The sequence below is a fragment of the Effusibacillus lacus genome (genome assembly GCF_002335525.1).
Lineage (GTDB): Bacteria > Bacillota > Bacilli > Tumebacillales > Effusibacillaceae > Effusibacillus > Effusibacillus lacus.
The window spans coordinates 14,850-28,912 of the sequence record NZ_BDUF01000064.1; the positions used below are offsets into that span (position 1 = coordinate 14,850).

Here is a 14,063-nt window from a genome sequence, read left to right on the forward strand (position 1 = left end):
AAATTACAGTTGAAATTTTTATGTCAAATCATCTGCCCGTGTCATCTTTAATATGGCTTCCGCACAAGCTTCGTCGGTAACCAGAACGTCTTGCCTGCTGCCTCGGGCGACGGCAAGCACCGCTTCCGCCTTGTCGGCTCCTCCGGCTACCGCCATTATGGTCTCAACCCGTTCAAGATCGTTCATGCGCAGACCGATGGAATTCATGGCGTGGACCACCTGTCCGTCCGCTGCAAAATAATAGCCGAGCGCTTCGCCTTTTGCCCCTTTTTCCTCAAGGAGAGAAACGACATCCGCCGATGCACCCCGCCGGCTTGCCATAGTGATAGCTTGCCCGATCCCGTGAATCAGCATCCGAGTCTTCTGAATCCGGGTGATGTACTCTTGGGTGTAGGGTTCTTCCAATAAAAGGTGATAAGCTTCTTCCGAGATGTTATCGGGAACATGCAGCATCCGGTAGGTTCCCCCAAGCTTGTTGGCAAACAAAGCCGCAATGGTATTCGCCTGCACCTCCACGTTCTCCCCGACTCCACCTCGGGCCGGCAGCACTTCGATCTGGAAGCCGGATTGCACTTTCGGCAGCATCTGGGCAATCATGGCTACTGTAGTTCCCCCGGTAACGGCAATGACACCATCCTGCAGCCTTTCTTTGATCACTTGTCCTGCAACATAGCCCATCTCCCGCTTGACCAACGGATCTGTTTGCGAATCACCGGGTACAATAATCACACAGGAAACCTTGAGCAGTTTGGACAGCCGTTGTTCCAAATCCTTGAACCCTTCGATTTCCCGAATCACTTCATCCAGGCTGTACAGCACTTGCTTGCCTGCATCCGTCAAGCTCATGCCTGTCGCCTCGGCAAAGATCAACCCTTGCTCCTTCAAGAAATCAACCTCGGTACGCAGGATCCGTTCTGTTGTTCCAAGACTTTGCGCAAGGCTTCGTCTGCCGATTGGTTGGGCCAGATTGATCTGCTGCAGAATGCGGTACCGTCTTTTCATCTCTTGCAACAGATCCGGTATAAGCTTCTGTTGAATTGCAAGCAGTTCCTTCATAGAGGACCTCCTTGGGACTTATTTAGTCCCGGTAATACTTTTAGCGTCCCATATATCCCAAAAGAAAACGGCAGTAAATGCCACCTCTTTTATTCTATGGGATGAACCAGGAAAACGCAACACAAATTGTCAATATCGTTTTCGCTGCATGGATGATGCAATGCCCGCTTCTTCCCGGTATTTTGCCACAGTGCGGCGGGATATGCGAACTCCTTCTTCCTGCAGCAGTTCGCATATTTTCTGATCGCTTAACGGTTGTGCGGAATCTTCCCGTTCCACCAGCGCCCTGATCTTCGCTTTGATGCTCTCCGCCGATGCACCATCCCCTGCCTCAGTCGAAACACCTGATGTAAAGAAATATTTAAGCTCAAATACGCCTCTCGGCGTTTGCACATACTTACCGGAAGTGGCTCTGGAAACGGTAGATTCGTGCATGCCAATCCGGTCGGCCACCTGTTTTAACGTGAGCGGTCTTAGTTTGCGCACTCCGTGGTCAAGAAATTCTTTCTGCAGGTCCACAATGGCTTCCGTTACTTTAAACAGGGTTTGCCGGCGCTGTTCAATGCTTCGCAGAAGCCAGAGGGCCGAATTCAATTTGCCTGAGATGTACTCCTTGGTTTCACGGGAGATCCCGTCCTCTTTCTGTTCCAGCACTTTCCTGTAAAAATCATTAATGTGCAAACGAGGAAGTGCCTGGTCATTCACTACCACCACATACTCGCCTGACACCCTCTCAACAATCACGTCGGGGGAAATATACGTCGGCGGCTCATGCGTATACCAACGGCCCGGTTTCGGGTCAAGAGTCCGGATCAGGTCAATCGCCTGTTGGGTCTCCTTGGGGGTAACCCCTAATGCAGACGCAATCTTGCCGATACGTCCCTGGGCTACATCAGCCAAATGATGCTCGATTATATCCAATACCACAGGGCTGATTCCCCGGATTTCCAACGCTTGCAACAATAGACATTCTTCGAGCGAACGCGCACCCACCCCAGTCGGCTCCAGGGACTGAACCAGACGAAGAGCTGTTTCCGCTTCATCCCGGGTGCACCCCCGGATCTCCGCGACTTCCTCCAGTTTCATGGTTAAATATCCATTGGAGTCGAGATTCCCGATGATAAAGGCGGCCAGTTGTCTTTCTTTGGGGGATGCTTTGACCAGGCTCAGTTGGCGATTGAGATATTCCTCTAACGACTGGTTGGCTCGAACAACCGATTCAACAGGGAATTCCTTATGCTGATCACGGCTGTTGCTTCGCTGCCGGTTGTCCCTCAGTTCCTTGGCGATTTGCAACCATTCAGGCGCTTCCAATTCCATAACCGGGTTGTGCGCAACTTCTTCTTCCAGGTATTCGAGAAGTTCTTGCGACGAATACTGCAAGACCGTGATGGCCTGGCGCAATTCTGGTGTCATTACAAGCTTTTGCGTTTGTTCCTGCCAGAGTCCATATCCCATCCGCATGTTGGCCACCCCTCCCCCCGAATGCAAATCGTTATGTACCTTATATAATAGCGCAGTTCCCCGATCCCGTCACTAAGACTTGATATGGACATGCAAGGTGCCAAACTGATCCAGATGGGCATACCTAACCTGCCGAATGTCGTAAACTTGCAAATCCTGCAACCGTTCCCGCACCCAGGGCTCAGTTCTCCCAATCCGCATCAAATTGGAACGCTGAATATGTCCCTGTTCGATCAGGTACAACGGTCTTGACCGATCCACTCCGCGTGCCCCCTTCCGGAACTTCCTTTCTCTAAATTTTAGTCATGCCCCCTCCGTTTGAAGAATACACTGCAATAGATACCGGGAAGGGAGGAGACTGGCTTGCGTATAGGATTTATCGGAACGGGCAGCATGGGAGGGATGCTGGTCAGGGCGTTCGTCCGCTCCAATTTGCCCAACACGGACTTGGCAGCCTACACCCGGACGATGTCCAAGCTGGATGAAATCATCCGTCAATATCCCAATGTCCAAAAAGCGGACAGTGCTGCCACACTGGCAGAATCATGCAACCTGATCTTCCTCTGCGTAAAGGCAGGAGACATCCGGCCGGTATTGGAACAAATCAATCCTCAACTTAATAGGGAGAAATTCCTGATCTCGATCAATTCCGCCTGGTCCTTGAAACACCTGGAATCTTTAACTCCCTGTAAAGTGATTAAAATTATCCCCTCCATCACACAGGAAGCCTTGGCCGGTGTGATATTGACCATGTACGGGTCACGGGTTGCGCCCTGCGACCAAGAACTGATTGAAACAATTTTCCGGAGCATCTCCTTCCCTGTGATTATTAAGGAAGATCACCTTCGGGTCTGCTCCGATCTCGCAAGTTGCGGCCCCGCATTCTTCGCATATCTCCTGAAATCTTTCTCCGAAGCTGCAGCGCATCTGGGCGAAATTCCCCAAGAAACGGGGGATCATCTGGTGAGCCAAATGATTTACGGATTGGGCAAATTGTTGGTCGAGGAAAAAATGGGGCTGGAGCAAATCATAAACCGTGTGGCCGTACCCGGAGGAATTACGGAAGTGGGGCTGCAGGTCTTGAAGTCCGAGACGGAGGCTCTGTTTGGCAAAGTGCTGCTGGCTACCAAAGAGAAACAAGCCCATCACGGGTAAATGATAAACCCTCCTGTGTGAAATAAGCGGCTTTCAGGCCCTTATTTCGGGGTCTTAACCTTGGTCATAAGAACCGGGAGGTCGAATAAGGGCTTGAAAATCGCCTATACGAAAAAGCGGCGAACTGTGAAAGTTGATACCTGAAAAACACTTATTCTTTAAGGGGTTTTTGTTCTATGCCTGGTTCCGCCTGCCGTATGCCCAATGGTTGGTGGGACCGTGTCCGCCGCCCAATTCCAGCGAGTCGGAAATGGCACATGTGATGAATTCTTTTGCCACCTTCACCGCGTCCATAACGTTCTTCCCTTTTGCAAGTTCGGCTGTTATTGCTGCCGAGAATGTGCAGCCGGTACCGTGGGTATGTCGTGTCTCAATGCGCGCGGAACGCAGTTCTTCAAACATTTGTCCGTCATAGACAATATCGATCGCATCTCCTGCCAGATGTCCGCCCTTCACCACTACAGTCTGAGCGCCATAATCCAGAATCCTCTTGGCAGCGTCCTTCATGTCTTCTACGCTGCGAATTTCTCGTCCGGTCAGCACTTCCGCTTCCGGCAGATTAGGGGTCACGACCTTCGCCAGCGGAATCAACTTTGTGATCAGTGCTTGCTGGGCCGAATCTTCCAACAGGCGGGCCCCGCCTTTCGCCACCATGACCGGATCCACCACCAGGTTGGGGATGGTGTGTTGCCTGATTTTTGCAGCCACCAGTTCAATGATGGGCACCTGTGACAACATTCCCGTCTTTGCCGCGTCCACTCCGATGTCGGTCACCACCGCGTCGATCTGCTTCTCAATTGCTTCCAGCGGAAGATTGTAGATTCCATGCACACCAAGGGTATTTTGCGACGTGATCGCAGTCAGCGCGGACATTCCGTACACACCCAGGACGGTGAAGGTCTTGAGATCGGCCTGTATCCCTGCCCCGCCGCCGCTGTCCGATCCGGCGATTGTCAATGCTCTCGCGATTGTCATTTCGGTTCCTCCTCAAGCCGGTCTTCCATTCCAGACCGACCATGCCTTCTTACCCATTGTAATTCCGACAAATTGGTCCGGTCAACGGGACGCACGCAGGTGCTTCATTTTCACGCCGAATTTCGTCCGCTTTCAGCCTGATTTTGGCGGTTGCAAAAACGATTGGCATCGTGTATGATAAAAAACGTCGCTTAGGGATCAGCGTTAGCAAAATCACATATAGTTTGCACCCGTGGTCCAATGGATAGGACGCAGGCCTCCGGAGCCTGAGGTAGGAGTTCGATTCTCTTCGGGTGCACCACAAAAGAGCCACTCCATTAGTTTCTGGAGTGGCTCTTTCGATTCTATTTGACGAAAAAAATTTAGAATTATTATTAGTTATTTTATTGATTCATTTTAGTTATGATGATATCATGAAAGTGTCTACGCCAATACCCAAGCGCAGGAGCATGCGCCCTCATCGTTCCTGCGCCTCTTGGGTTATTTTTAGAAGGAGGTTTGTACATATGCCGTTAGTTGGTCAAAAAGCACCTGATTTCAAAATGAAAACCACCAAGAACCTGGAGAAACTCGATCACACCGTCAGCTTGGCGGATTATGCCGGCAAATGGCTGGTTCTCTTCTTCTATCCGCTTGATTTCACCTTCGTCTGCCCCACCGAAATTACCGCCATCAGCGACCGGGCACAGGAATTCTTCGATCTCGACTGCGAAATTCTCGGGGTCTCCATTGACAGTGTCTACACTCACCGCGCGTGGATTAACACTCCCCGTGACAAGAACGGATTGAGCGAACTTGCCTATCCCCTTGCTTCCGACATTACCAAAGAAGTGTCCCGTGCTTATGACGTGTTGATTGAGGAGGAAGGAATCGCCCTCCGCGGGTTGTTCATCATCGATCCGGAAGGCGTCATCAAATACCAGGTTGTCCATGACAACAACATCGGCCGCAGCGTGGACGAAACCCTGCGTGTTCTGGAAGCGCTGCAGGCGGGCGGACTCTGCCCCGCCAACTGGAAGCCCGGCCAGAAGACCCTTTAACAGCGGGAGGACATCCCTATGCCAATGCGATTGGGCACCCCGCTTCCTTCTTGGGAAGGGGCAACCATGTGGTTGAATGCGGAAGGATTTAACCCTGCCAGTTTAAAAAATGGGCCGGTGCTGGTCCATTTCTGGGCGGTATCCTGCACCTGAAACCCAAGATCGAGCAGTTGTTGGGCCTTGCCCAACAGTGACTGTCAACAATTCAGCCGGCCTCCTTGGGAGACCGGCTGTTTCTTCATCAAGCTTTCGTTTTGTGCAATCCATATTCCTCAATCGCCTTTTGCAACGTACTCTGGATCTCGACCTGACCGGAAATGGAAATCCCCATGTCGACCATAATGTTGGCGATTTCAGGGCGAATTCCCGTTACGATCGCTTTGCATCCAAGAATCGCAATCCCTTCCGCGATCCGAAAGACATGTCCGACAGCCGCCTTATCGATATAAGCTACTCCCGACACATCGACCACGACTATCTTCAGATTGAAGTCTTTGATTTTCTTGAAGACCCGCTCCTGAATTTTCTTCGCCCGGTAGGTATCCACCGTACCTGCCAGGGGAAGCACCGCCACGGAAGATGTTAAAGGAATCAACGTCACGGCCAACTCCTCCAGCATCTCCCGCTGTTCCCGCATCAATTTGTTCTGGGCATCTACATACTGCACCAAATACTGCTGTATAAAAAGATCAGTAAAGTGGTTGATTTCCTTCTCCAGCCGGAAAAACTCCTCCTTGCCGAGTCTGCGGTGACGAAAGTAAGTATAGAGAAAATCCCATACCAGTTTCCTGTAGGCCAGGAAAAAATCAATGACCAGCGCGAGCGGAACACCATGCTTTGCGGCATTTGCCCCTCTCTCCGCAGCCAGTGACCAGGCGTCCTCCCGCTGCTGTGTTAATGTTGCGAACAGCAACCGGTGAACGATGTCCAGGAAATTCTCCGGTGACAAATACTTGATTTTCTTGACGTAATCAAGAAATTGAGCAACATCGACCAACAACATTTGGTCAAACCGGTTGTGATTCACGCGGAAAAACTGCTCAAGGCTAAAGCCTTCCGCATCCTGAAGTTCCAAATCCGCAAGTTTGATTTCCTTCATGGATTCCAAAGAAAATTTGATTAAAAATGTGGTGCCTTCCCCAACGCGACTCCAGACTTCAATGGTTGCGCCATGCTGGTACAGGGCGGAATAGACTTGGGCAAGTCCCATGCCGGTACCTTCGTCTTTTGTTGTAAAAAAGGGGGTTCCCAGCAACTCCAGTTTTTCTTCCGGTATCCCGGTTCCTGTATCCTGAATCGTTACATGAATCTGGTCTTCCGTCCTGCGGTGTTCAATCCGGACCTCGCCGGTGTGCGGGATGGCTTCAAACGCGTTTTTTAGCAGGTTAAAAAACGCCTTCTTAATTTGATTCCGTTTGCCGTATATAATTTGGTCCGCATCCCGGAAGTTTCTGACAATTTGTACGCGATAAACCTTGTCCTGAAAAAGATACAGCAGCGCCTCAAATTCGGAACACAAATGAATTGGGATGTAGGGTTCGTCATCCAGGTCCGGTTTGGAAACCTGCAGCAGATTCTGCAGCGTCGAAATCGCCCGGTCCAACTCGGAGGATGCGACGTCGAGATATGGATGGGGGTTCTCCGGCTGCAACAGTTGAATGAATCCTTTTACAGCGGTCAAGGGGTTCCGAACTTCGTGTGCAATCCCTGCGGAAATCTGCCCGATCGAAGCCAGACGGCTGATGGTATGATCGGATTTCCGCGTATAATCGTCGACTCCATTTGATTGCAATGATTTTGGTCCCCCTCCCGGAAGTTTCAATATAAAATTCATCCATTAAACGCTTCACGCCTGACAAGCCCAACCCCAAACCGCGGGAACCGGGCTGTTTCTTGCCATCCAAAATGTCCTCTATGTTCCGGATTCCGGGGCCGCAGTCACTGACGATAAACTTGATCCCCTTGTCGATTACTTCGCAGGAAAAGCTCCCTTTTGCGTTTGCATGGTCAAGAACATTCCTTATCAACTCCGATACGCTAACCAAAACTTTTTGCTGGTCCAATTGGGAAAAATTCATTTGTTCCATGATATTGCGAATTACACTCAAAGAATGATAAACATCATCTTCCGTACGAATATTGACAGTACGGCCAAGCATTACAAACCGTAATCCTCCAGTGCCTGCTGCAGGGTTCCTTTCGTGGTGACCTTCTCAGTGATGGTGATGCCCATCTCGATCATCGTATTTGCAATTTCCGCCCGAATTCCTGTAAGTACCGCCTTGCATCCCAACAGGGCGATTCCTTCCACAATCCGGAACAAATGCCCGACAACCGCAGTGTCCATATACGCAACACCGGACAAGTCGATGATCACCCGGCTGACTTTCAACTCCGAGATCTGTGTAAGAGCTTTTTCCTGAATTTTTTCGCCCGATAGGTGTCAACGGTGCCGATTATTGGGAGAACCGCCACGTTTGAGGACAAGGGAATCACCGGAACGGCCAACTCATCAATCATTTCCCGCTGGGATCGAAGCAATTCGTCTTTATGTTCGGTGTATGAAGAAACATAATGTTTGATAAACGTGTCCAGAGCATGGTTCGTTTTTCTTTCGACTTTAAAGAGTTCTTCTTGCTCCACATGCAAGTTTTGATAATAATGGTACAATAAATCCCAATACACATTACGAAACGAGTGAATCAATTCCAGTATAAACATTAATGGATGGTCGTTGGCCGCGCCCGATTTGCCCCGTTCTTTCGCAAACAGGGCCAGTTCGTGCTGGCGATCATCCGTCATTAACTCCAGCAGAGTATGAATCGTTTGGAAGACCGACCAAGGATCCTCATCCTCTTCGAGAGAAACAATGTATTCAAACGTTTTGTGTGCATCTTCTTTGAACAATTCTTCGAATCGCTGCAGATTCGCATGCACAAACTCTTTGAAACTCTGTCCCTCTTGATACACAACCTCTTGCAAATTGGACACCTCCTGCTTCTATCACCTTTCCACACTTTCAAATCTATATGACAACTTTTTCCCCGTCAATATTATAAAATATTTATTATTAATCAAATACCCCGTATTCGTCAATACGGGAAACCATGTTCAATCAAACCATTGAAAAAAGAGCCTTAACGGCTCTTCTCCCATTCTTTCAGGAACGTTTTCTCCCGTTCCACCAGATCGGGATGAGTCTCAAGGAACCATCGGAGCTGCTTTTCCTCCCATGCATCCCGGTCCACCCCCCGAATGATGTCCGGGTTCAGGAATCCGATCTCCCTGTCATAAAGGATCTCTTGTTCGGTTGCCTGATCCGTCCGGATGATCCTTGACACCTGCATGAAGATCTTTTCCTGCCCGGTGTCATCCTTTCCGACATACATCATCATTTCATAATCATCCCAGATATGGGTCCAATCCAACGGGTTCATGGCCTCTATTCTTCCTTGGACACCATCTCAGCCAGAGTTTCCACTGCCCGGTCCGCGTCAGATCCTTCCGCCTTGATCTTGATTTCGGAACCTTTGGAAATCGCCAGGGACATAATGCCCATAATGCTCTTGGCATTGACTGTCTTACCGGCTTTTTCAACGAAAATCTCGCTTGTAAACTTGTTGGCTTGCTGGACGAACAACGCTGCCGGTCTTGCATGAAGTCCTGCACGCAAATTCACTGTTACTGATTTTTCGGCCATACAATTCCCTCCCTAAGTTTCTCAGCCATGTCTTCCAACTTGCGCAATCTGTGATTCACTCCAGATTTTGATACATTGCCTGCCAGCATCGAACCCAACTCTTTCAGGTTGATATCCGGATATTTCAACCGGAGCTCCGCCACTTCCTTCAAATGGGGCGGCAATTTGTCCAGACCGATCAACTGCTCCACCAACCGGATGTTTTCAATTTGCCGTACTGCGGCATGAATGGTTTTGTTAAGGTTTGCCGTTTCGCAATTGACCAAGCGATTGACCTGATTGCGCATATCTTTCAGAATCCGGACGTCCTCGAAGCGAAGCAGTGCCTGGTGAGCCCCGATGATGTTCAGGAACTCAATAATTTTGTCCCCTTCCTTCAGATACAGCACAAACACTTTTTTGCGTTCAATCATCTTGCCATTTAGCCGGAATTCATTAAGCAGGTTCAGCAAGGATTTTGCCAACGCTTCTCCGTCCAGCGACAGTTCAAGATGATAGGAGTTGCTTTCCGGATCGTTGACAGATCCCGCCGCCAAGAACGCTCCTCTCAAGTATGCCCGTTTGCAGCAAGGCTTGGCAATCAGTTCCGGATCGATATTCTGCTTATATTGTACACCGATTTCCACGATTTTCAATTGTCGGAGGATTTCCCCCACCTGAAAAGGGATGCGCACCATGTACACATTATTTTTCTTGAGACGCATTTTCTTGCGCACCAGGACTTCCGCATGCACACCAAAAATCTTTCGCACCAAAGTGTAGATGCGTCTGGCTATGGCTGCATTCTCGGTGGAAATATCAAGAATCGGCCGACCGGATGCTTCCACCACGGTGCTGTTCAGGTGAACCATGGCGGACAGTTCAGCTTTTTGGCAGCACGCCTTAGTCTCCAGTTGGGTCAATTCTTTTTTCGTTCTGGACGCAAACGACATGGTCAGCCCCCCGGAAACCGGTTTGTCTTTTCTTTAGGTCCTTTGTCAGGATGGACAAAATCTGCTCACTAATGCGCTTTGCATCATGCCGGGCATAGATGGCATAGTGCAAAAAGTTGCGGGCTATTACATTAAGCCCCATTTGTTGAAGGTTCCAGGTATCTGCCACGACAGGCGACGCCTGTTTCTCCCGGTACTGCTCAATCACAGCCGGAGGAATTGCGGCCGAATTCACCAATGCATATTCAAACAGCCCCGGTCCTACATGATCATAGATTGCCTTTACATGCTGGGCGGCTGAATAGTTGTCCGTCTCTCCAGGCTGTGTCATTACATTGCAGATATAGATCTTTTTTGCCTTGGATGCCCGGATTGTATCCGCAATCCCCGGCACCAGCAAATTTGGCAGGATGCTCGTATAGAGGCTGCCCGGTCCGGTGATGATCGCATCCGCTTCCTGCAGCGCCTGGATTACTTCCGGCAAAGGTGTCACATCGGCCGGTTCAATTTCCACCCGGCGAATCTTTTTGCCGGCCGTAGGGATTTGCGACTCGCCAGCTACGACGCTCCCGTCGGTCATATGGGCCTTCAGGATTACAGCCCGGCTGACCGCAGGCAGGACACGTCCGCGGACTGCCAAAACTCGTGATGTCTCACGAATGGCTGTTTCAAAATCGCCCGTTACGTCCGTCATGGCTGCGATAAACAAGTTGCCAAAACTGTGTCCGGCCAGCCCTTCTCCCGTTTTGAAACGATGCTGCCACAGCTTTTCCAGTAATGGTTCCGTGTCGGCCAGTGCTACAAGACAGCTACGGATGTCACCCGGGGGCGGCATGTCGAAATCCGATCTCAACCTGCCGGATGATCCTCCGTCGTCAGCCACGGTTACCACCGCCGTAATGTCCACGTCGTATTCCTTAAGTCCTCGAAGCAGGACGGACAACCCGGTGCCCCCGCCGATGACCACAAGCTTGGGGCGGCCAAATTTCGCCAACATCTCTTTCCTTCCAATTTGCTCATCCCGCCACCAACCCAGCGCCAACAGACCGGAGCCGACCAGCAGACAGGCGAGTCCAATTACGGAAGCTTGACCTGTAACGGAATGCAGACCCGCTCCCGCCGTTATCAGGCCCAGTCCAAACACGCACAATGTCCAGGCGAGCAACCACCATTTTTTTACCATCGGTTATCGTTCCTTTGCGCAGTCTCGGTGGGTGACGACGACCGAATCGTTCTGCTGCAGGTGCCGGTAAAGAAGTTCGGCGATCGAGACCGAACGGTGCTGTCCTCCGGTACATCCGATTGCAATCACGACCTGCTGTTTCCCTTCCTTCTCGAAATGAGGAAGCAGGAAATCGACCATATCGGTCAATTTCTCGACAAACTGCTGTGTTACGGGCCATTTCATTACATAGTCGTAAACTTCCTGATTCTTGCCGGTCAAGGGCCTGAGAGATTCCACATAATGCGGATTTGGCAGAAACCGGACATCAAACACCAGATCTGCATCAATCGGCATTCCATGCTTAAACCCGAATGAGATGACATGAATATGAAGCCTGCGCGTATCCGAGTCGGTAAACCGTTCCGTAATCATGGCTTTCAACTCGGAAGGTTTCATCTTGCTGGTGTTGATAATCCAGTCAGCTCTCCCGCGGATTTCCTCCAGTTTCTTTCGTTCCTTGGAAATGCCTTCGGTGATTCGCCCGTCCGGAGCCAGAGGATGACGCCGCCTGGTTTCCTTGTACCGATTGACAAGAGTTTCGTCATCAGCTTCCAGATACAGTACCTGACAGGCCAATTGTTGATGGCGTTCTTCCAGTTCCTTGACCGCTTCAAACAATTCCTTGTCAAATGCCCGGGCTCGCAGGTCACAGACAAGCGCCACCTTCGACACCTTCCCGTCCGATTGCAGAACAAGCTCCCCCAATTTGGGGATAAGGGCGGGCGGCAAATTGTCGATGCAAAAATACCCCAGGTCTTCAAGGCTTTGCAAGGCAACCGATTTTCCGGCCCCGGACAATCCCGTCAATATTAGTACTTTAACGGATGGATGCATACCTACCATCTCCCATATCCCATGCGCTTACTCTAAATTATAGCAAAAATGAACCGGGGCTTTGATTGGTCGATCTCTTCACTTTGCAGGGGGACTGCTCCTATGAGGAACCCAGGATCAATTTTGCGGCTCCCAAGACTCCCGCGTCATTCCCCAGTTCTGCGGAACTGATTTTGACCGCTTCGATGACCCGCTTCAGTGCGTATTTTTTAAAATACCCGTTTAAAGGTTTGTACAGGATGTCTCCCGCTTTGGAAGGTCCTCCTCCTATAACAAATACTTCCGGATTCAACGTGTTCCCAAGCAAAGCCAGAGCATAGCCCAATTTGTGAACCGCATAATCGATCACCTCTGCGGCGACTGGATCCCCGGCAGCCGCATGCTGGAAGACGTCTTTCGTCGTTAGGTTGCCGACCTCCCTCAATGAAGTGGGTTCTCCTTTTTCAATGCGCTTCTTGGCCGCCCGGAGAATCGCACTTGCAGAGGAAATGGTCTCCAAACATCCGATATGACCACAGTTGCAAAGCTCACCGTGGTCGGGTTCCACTGTCAGATGGCCGATTTCGCCAGCCATGCCGTTGGCTCCCCGATAAATCTTGCCGCCGATCACAATTCCTCCCCCGACACCAGTACCCAGAGTAACCATAATCATGTGGCGATGACCTTTTCCGCCTCCAACCCAAGCTTCTCCAAGGGCCGCAGCATTTGCGTCGTTTTCAAACTTAACCGGGACTCCCAGACGGGATTCCATTTCCTTTACGATAAACACATTCTTCCAGGGCAGGTTGGGAGACATTTCACAAAGTCCTTTATCAAAATCAAGAAAACCCGGCACTCCAAGACCCACACCCGCCACGTCTTCCCAATTCCATTCCGCTTTCTCCGACACTGCCTTCGCAATTCCAGCCATTCGATCCAGCACGGCCGTTTCGCCTTTTTCTGCTTCCGTCTGCCACTGCTCTTTGGCCACAATTTGTCCCGATTCGGTAACAGCAGCCGCTTTCAGGAACGTGCCGCCCACATCAATTGCCACAACTTTTCGGGCCATAACAAGTTGCCTCCTGCCGATAAATTCACCTTTATAGTAAAAAATGCCGTTTGTCACGGCTGATTATCTGAGAACAGGCATCGAGCTCTCCGGTTTCCATTCAAGGAGTTCATAATCGGGTGTATAAGTGAATTTCCCGGTGAGAAGAGTCGGATGTTCAAGGATATGTGCAAGGAAAATTCTGTCACCTTCTGCCATCGGACGTTTCTGTAGCGTGTCGATTCCGACCCATTCCAGATGCCCTTCTTCGCAAACCTTGTGCAAGCGGCCTGTGAAAGACTCCGCATAGAAGGTAAACAACATCCAATGATTGACCAGGTTTCCTCCTTCTTCCAGCAAAACAGTAAAAACTCCCCGAAGTTCCGGCTGCACCAAGGTTAACCCTGTCTCTTCCCTATATTCCCTTATCGCCGCTTCATACAGCGATTCGCCCGTTTCCACTTTGCCGCCAGGCACAACCCACCAGCCGCGTCTCGGTTTCTGCAGCATCAGCAGTTGGTCGCCCCGGCGCAAGATGCAATTCGCAACCATTTGCATAGTAATCAACTCCTGCCGTCATAAGAATACCATGTGAGTCCCCGCAAAACAATCCGGCAGCAGTCATACGGATGATCCGGGCAAAAAAAAAAAAAAA

General features: G+C 50.4%; 17 protein-coding genes, 1 tRNA gene and 1 pseudogene. 4 read left to right on the forward strand and 15 right to left on the reverse strand.

Going from position 1 to position 14,063, the window contains the following annotated elements; translation table 11 throughout:
• Nucleotides 1-18: 18 nt before the first annotated feature.
• The 3 genes from EFBL_RS12760 to EFBL_RS12770 all read right to left on the reverse strand — a co-directional run bounded on the left by EFBL_RS12760 (nucleotide 19) and on the right by EFBL_RS12770 (nucleotide 2,781).
• Nucleotides 19-1,056: a sugar-binding transcriptional regulator gene (locus tag EFBL_RS12760; protein ID WP_096182504.1), complete on the reverse strand. Its 1,038-nt coding sequence runs from the start codon at nucleotides 1,054-1,056 to the stop codon at nucleotides 19-21.
• 129 nt (nucleotides 1,057-1,185) lie between these two features.
• Nucleotides 1,186-2,520, reverse strand: a complete 1,335-nt coding sequence (rpoN, locus tag EFBL_RS12765) for an RNA polymerase factor sigma-54 (protein ID WP_096182505.1) — start codon at nucleotides 2,518-2,520, stop codon at nucleotides 1,186-1,188.
• Between the two features lie 72 nt (nucleotides 2,521-2,592).
• A complete protein-coding gene (locus EFBL_RS12770) occupies nucleotides 2,593-2,781 on the reverse strand; it encodes a YetF domain-containing protein (protein ID WP_096182506.1) in 189 nt (62 codons plus the stop codon).
• Between the two features lie 102 nt (nucleotides 2,782-2,883).
• Here EFBL_RS12770 and EFBL_RS12775 point away from each other — a divergent pair, with 102 nt between their 5' ends.
• Nucleotides 2,884-3,675, forward strand: a complete 792-nt coding sequence (locus EFBL_RS12775; protein ID WP_096182507.1) for a pyrroline-5-carboxylate reductase dimerization domain-containing protein — start codon at nucleotides 2,884-2,886, stop codon at nucleotides 3,673-3,675.
• Nucleotides 3,676-3,849: 174 nt separating this feature from the next.
• On the opposite strand, the gene thiD is transcribed toward EFBL_RS12775, so the two are convergent.
• Nucleotides 3,850-4,650 carry a bifunctional hydroxymethylpyrimidine kinase/phosphomethylpyrimidine kinase gene (gene thiD / locus EFBL_RS12780; RefSeq protein ID WP_096182508.1) on the reverse strand — a complete coding sequence of 267 codons (801 nt, stop codon included), beginning with the start codon at nucleotides 4,648-4,650 and terminating at the stop codon, nucleotides 3,850-3,852.
• Nucleotides 4,651-4,876: 226 nt separating this feature from the next.
• On the opposite strand from thiD, the gene EFBL_RS12785 reads away from it, so the two are divergent.
• From EFBL_RS12785 to EFBL_RS21675, 3 genes are all read left to right on the forward strand, one after another.
• Nucleotides 4,877-4,951: transfer RNA gene (locus EFBL_RS12785), tRNA-Arg, on the forward strand.
• 205 nt (nucleotides 4,952-5,156) lie between these two features.
• Nucleotides 5,157-5,690, forward strand: a complete 534-nt coding sequence (locus EFBL_RS12790) for a peroxiredoxin (RefSeq protein ID WP_096182509.1) — start codon at nucleotides 5,157-5,159, stop codon at nucleotides 5,688-5,690.
• 18 nt (nucleotides 5,691-5,708) lie between these two features.
• A complete protein-coding gene (locus EFBL_RS21675; protein WP_269432702.1) occupies nucleotides 5,709-5,843 on the forward strand; it encodes a thioredoxin domain-containing protein in 135 nt (44 codons plus the stop codon).
• 88 nt (nucleotides 5,844-5,931) lie between these two features.
• Here the strand turns inward: EFBL_RS21675 and EFBL_RS12800 are convergent, their stop codons facing one another.
• From EFBL_RS12800 to EFBL_RS12850, 11 genes and pseudogenes are all read right to left on the reverse strand, one after another.
• Complete coding sequence (locus EFBL_RS12800; RefSeq protein WP_165912594.1) at nucleotides 5,932-7,482, reverse strand: ATP-binding protein; 1,551 nt, start codon at nucleotides 7,480-7,482, stop codon at nucleotides 5,932-5,934.
• A 49-nt stretch (nucleotides 7,483-7,531) separates the two neighbouring features.
• Nucleotides 7,532-7,849: pseudogene (locus EFBL_RS21330) on the reverse strand (ATP-binding protein); the annotation flags it as partial.
• On the reverse strand, nucleotides 7,849-8,067 hold the full coding sequence (locus EFBL_RS12810; protein ID WP_231705796.1) for an STAS domain-containing protein: 219 nt from the start codon (nucleotides 8,065-8,067) through the stop codon (nucleotides 7,849-7,851). The pseudogene EFBL_RS21330 and the gene EFBL_RS12810, both read right to left, overlap by 1 nt.
• An 11-nt stretch (nucleotides 8,068-8,078) precedes the next feature.
• Complete coding sequence (locus tag EFBL_RS12815) at nucleotides 8,079-8,672, reverse strand: STAS domain-containing protein (RefSeq protein WP_096182512.1); 594 nt, start codon at nucleotides 8,670-8,672, stop codon at nucleotides 8,079-8,081.
• A gap of 155 nt (nucleotides 8,673-8,827) precedes the next feature.
• Nucleotides 8,828-9,127, reverse strand: a complete 300-nt coding sequence (locus EFBL_RS12820; protein ID WP_096182513.1) for a hypothetical protein — start codon at nucleotides 9,125-9,127, stop codon at nucleotides 8,828-8,830.
• A gap of 5 nt (nucleotides 9,128-9,132) precedes the next feature.
• Nucleotides 9,133-9,390, reverse strand: a complete 258-nt coding sequence (locus EFBL_RS12825; RefSeq protein WP_096182514.1) for an HPr family phosphocarrier protein — start codon at nucleotides 9,388-9,390, stop codon at nucleotides 9,133-9,135.
• Entirely contained in the window at nucleotides 9,372-10,322 is a 951-nt protein-coding gene (whiA, locus tag EFBL_RS12830) for a DNA-binding protein WhiA (RefSeq protein ID WP_096182515.1), read from the reverse strand. Before whiA ends, EFBL_RS12825 begins: the two co-directional genes overlap by 19 nt.
• On the reverse strand, nucleotides 10,273-11,505 hold the full coding sequence (mgfK, locus tag EFBL_RS12835; protein ID WP_096182516.1) for a gluconeogenesis morphogenetic factor MgfK: 1,233 nt from the start codon (nucleotides 11,503-11,505) through the stop codon (nucleotides 10,273-10,275). The genes whiA and mgfK overlap by 50 nt, the downstream gene beginning before the upstream one ends.
• A gap of 3 nt (nucleotides 11,506-11,508) precedes the next feature.
• Nucleotides 11,509-12,381 (reverse strand): RNase adapter RapZ, encoded by an 873-nt coding sequence (gene rapZ / locus EFBL_RS12840; RefSeq protein WP_096182517.1) that lies wholly within the window; start codon nucleotides 12,379-12,381, stop codon nucleotides 11,509-11,511.
• Nucleotides 12,382-12,481: 100 nt separating this feature from the next.
• Nucleotides 12,482-13,429 (reverse strand): ROK family glucokinase, encoded by a 948-nt coding sequence (locus tag EFBL_RS12845; RefSeq protein WP_096182518.1) that lies wholly within the window; start codon nucleotides 13,427-13,429, stop codon nucleotides 12,482-12,484.
• A gap of 63 nt (nucleotides 13,430-13,492) precedes the next feature.
• The gene (locus EFBL_RS12850) at nucleotides 13,493-13,966 is read right to left on the reverse strand and encodes an 8-oxo-dGTP diphosphatase (protein WP_096182519.1); all 474 of its coding nucleotides are present in this window, start codon (nucleotides 13,964-13,966) and stop codon (nucleotides 13,493-13,495) included.
• Nucleotides 13,967-14,063: the final 97 nt, after the last annotated feature.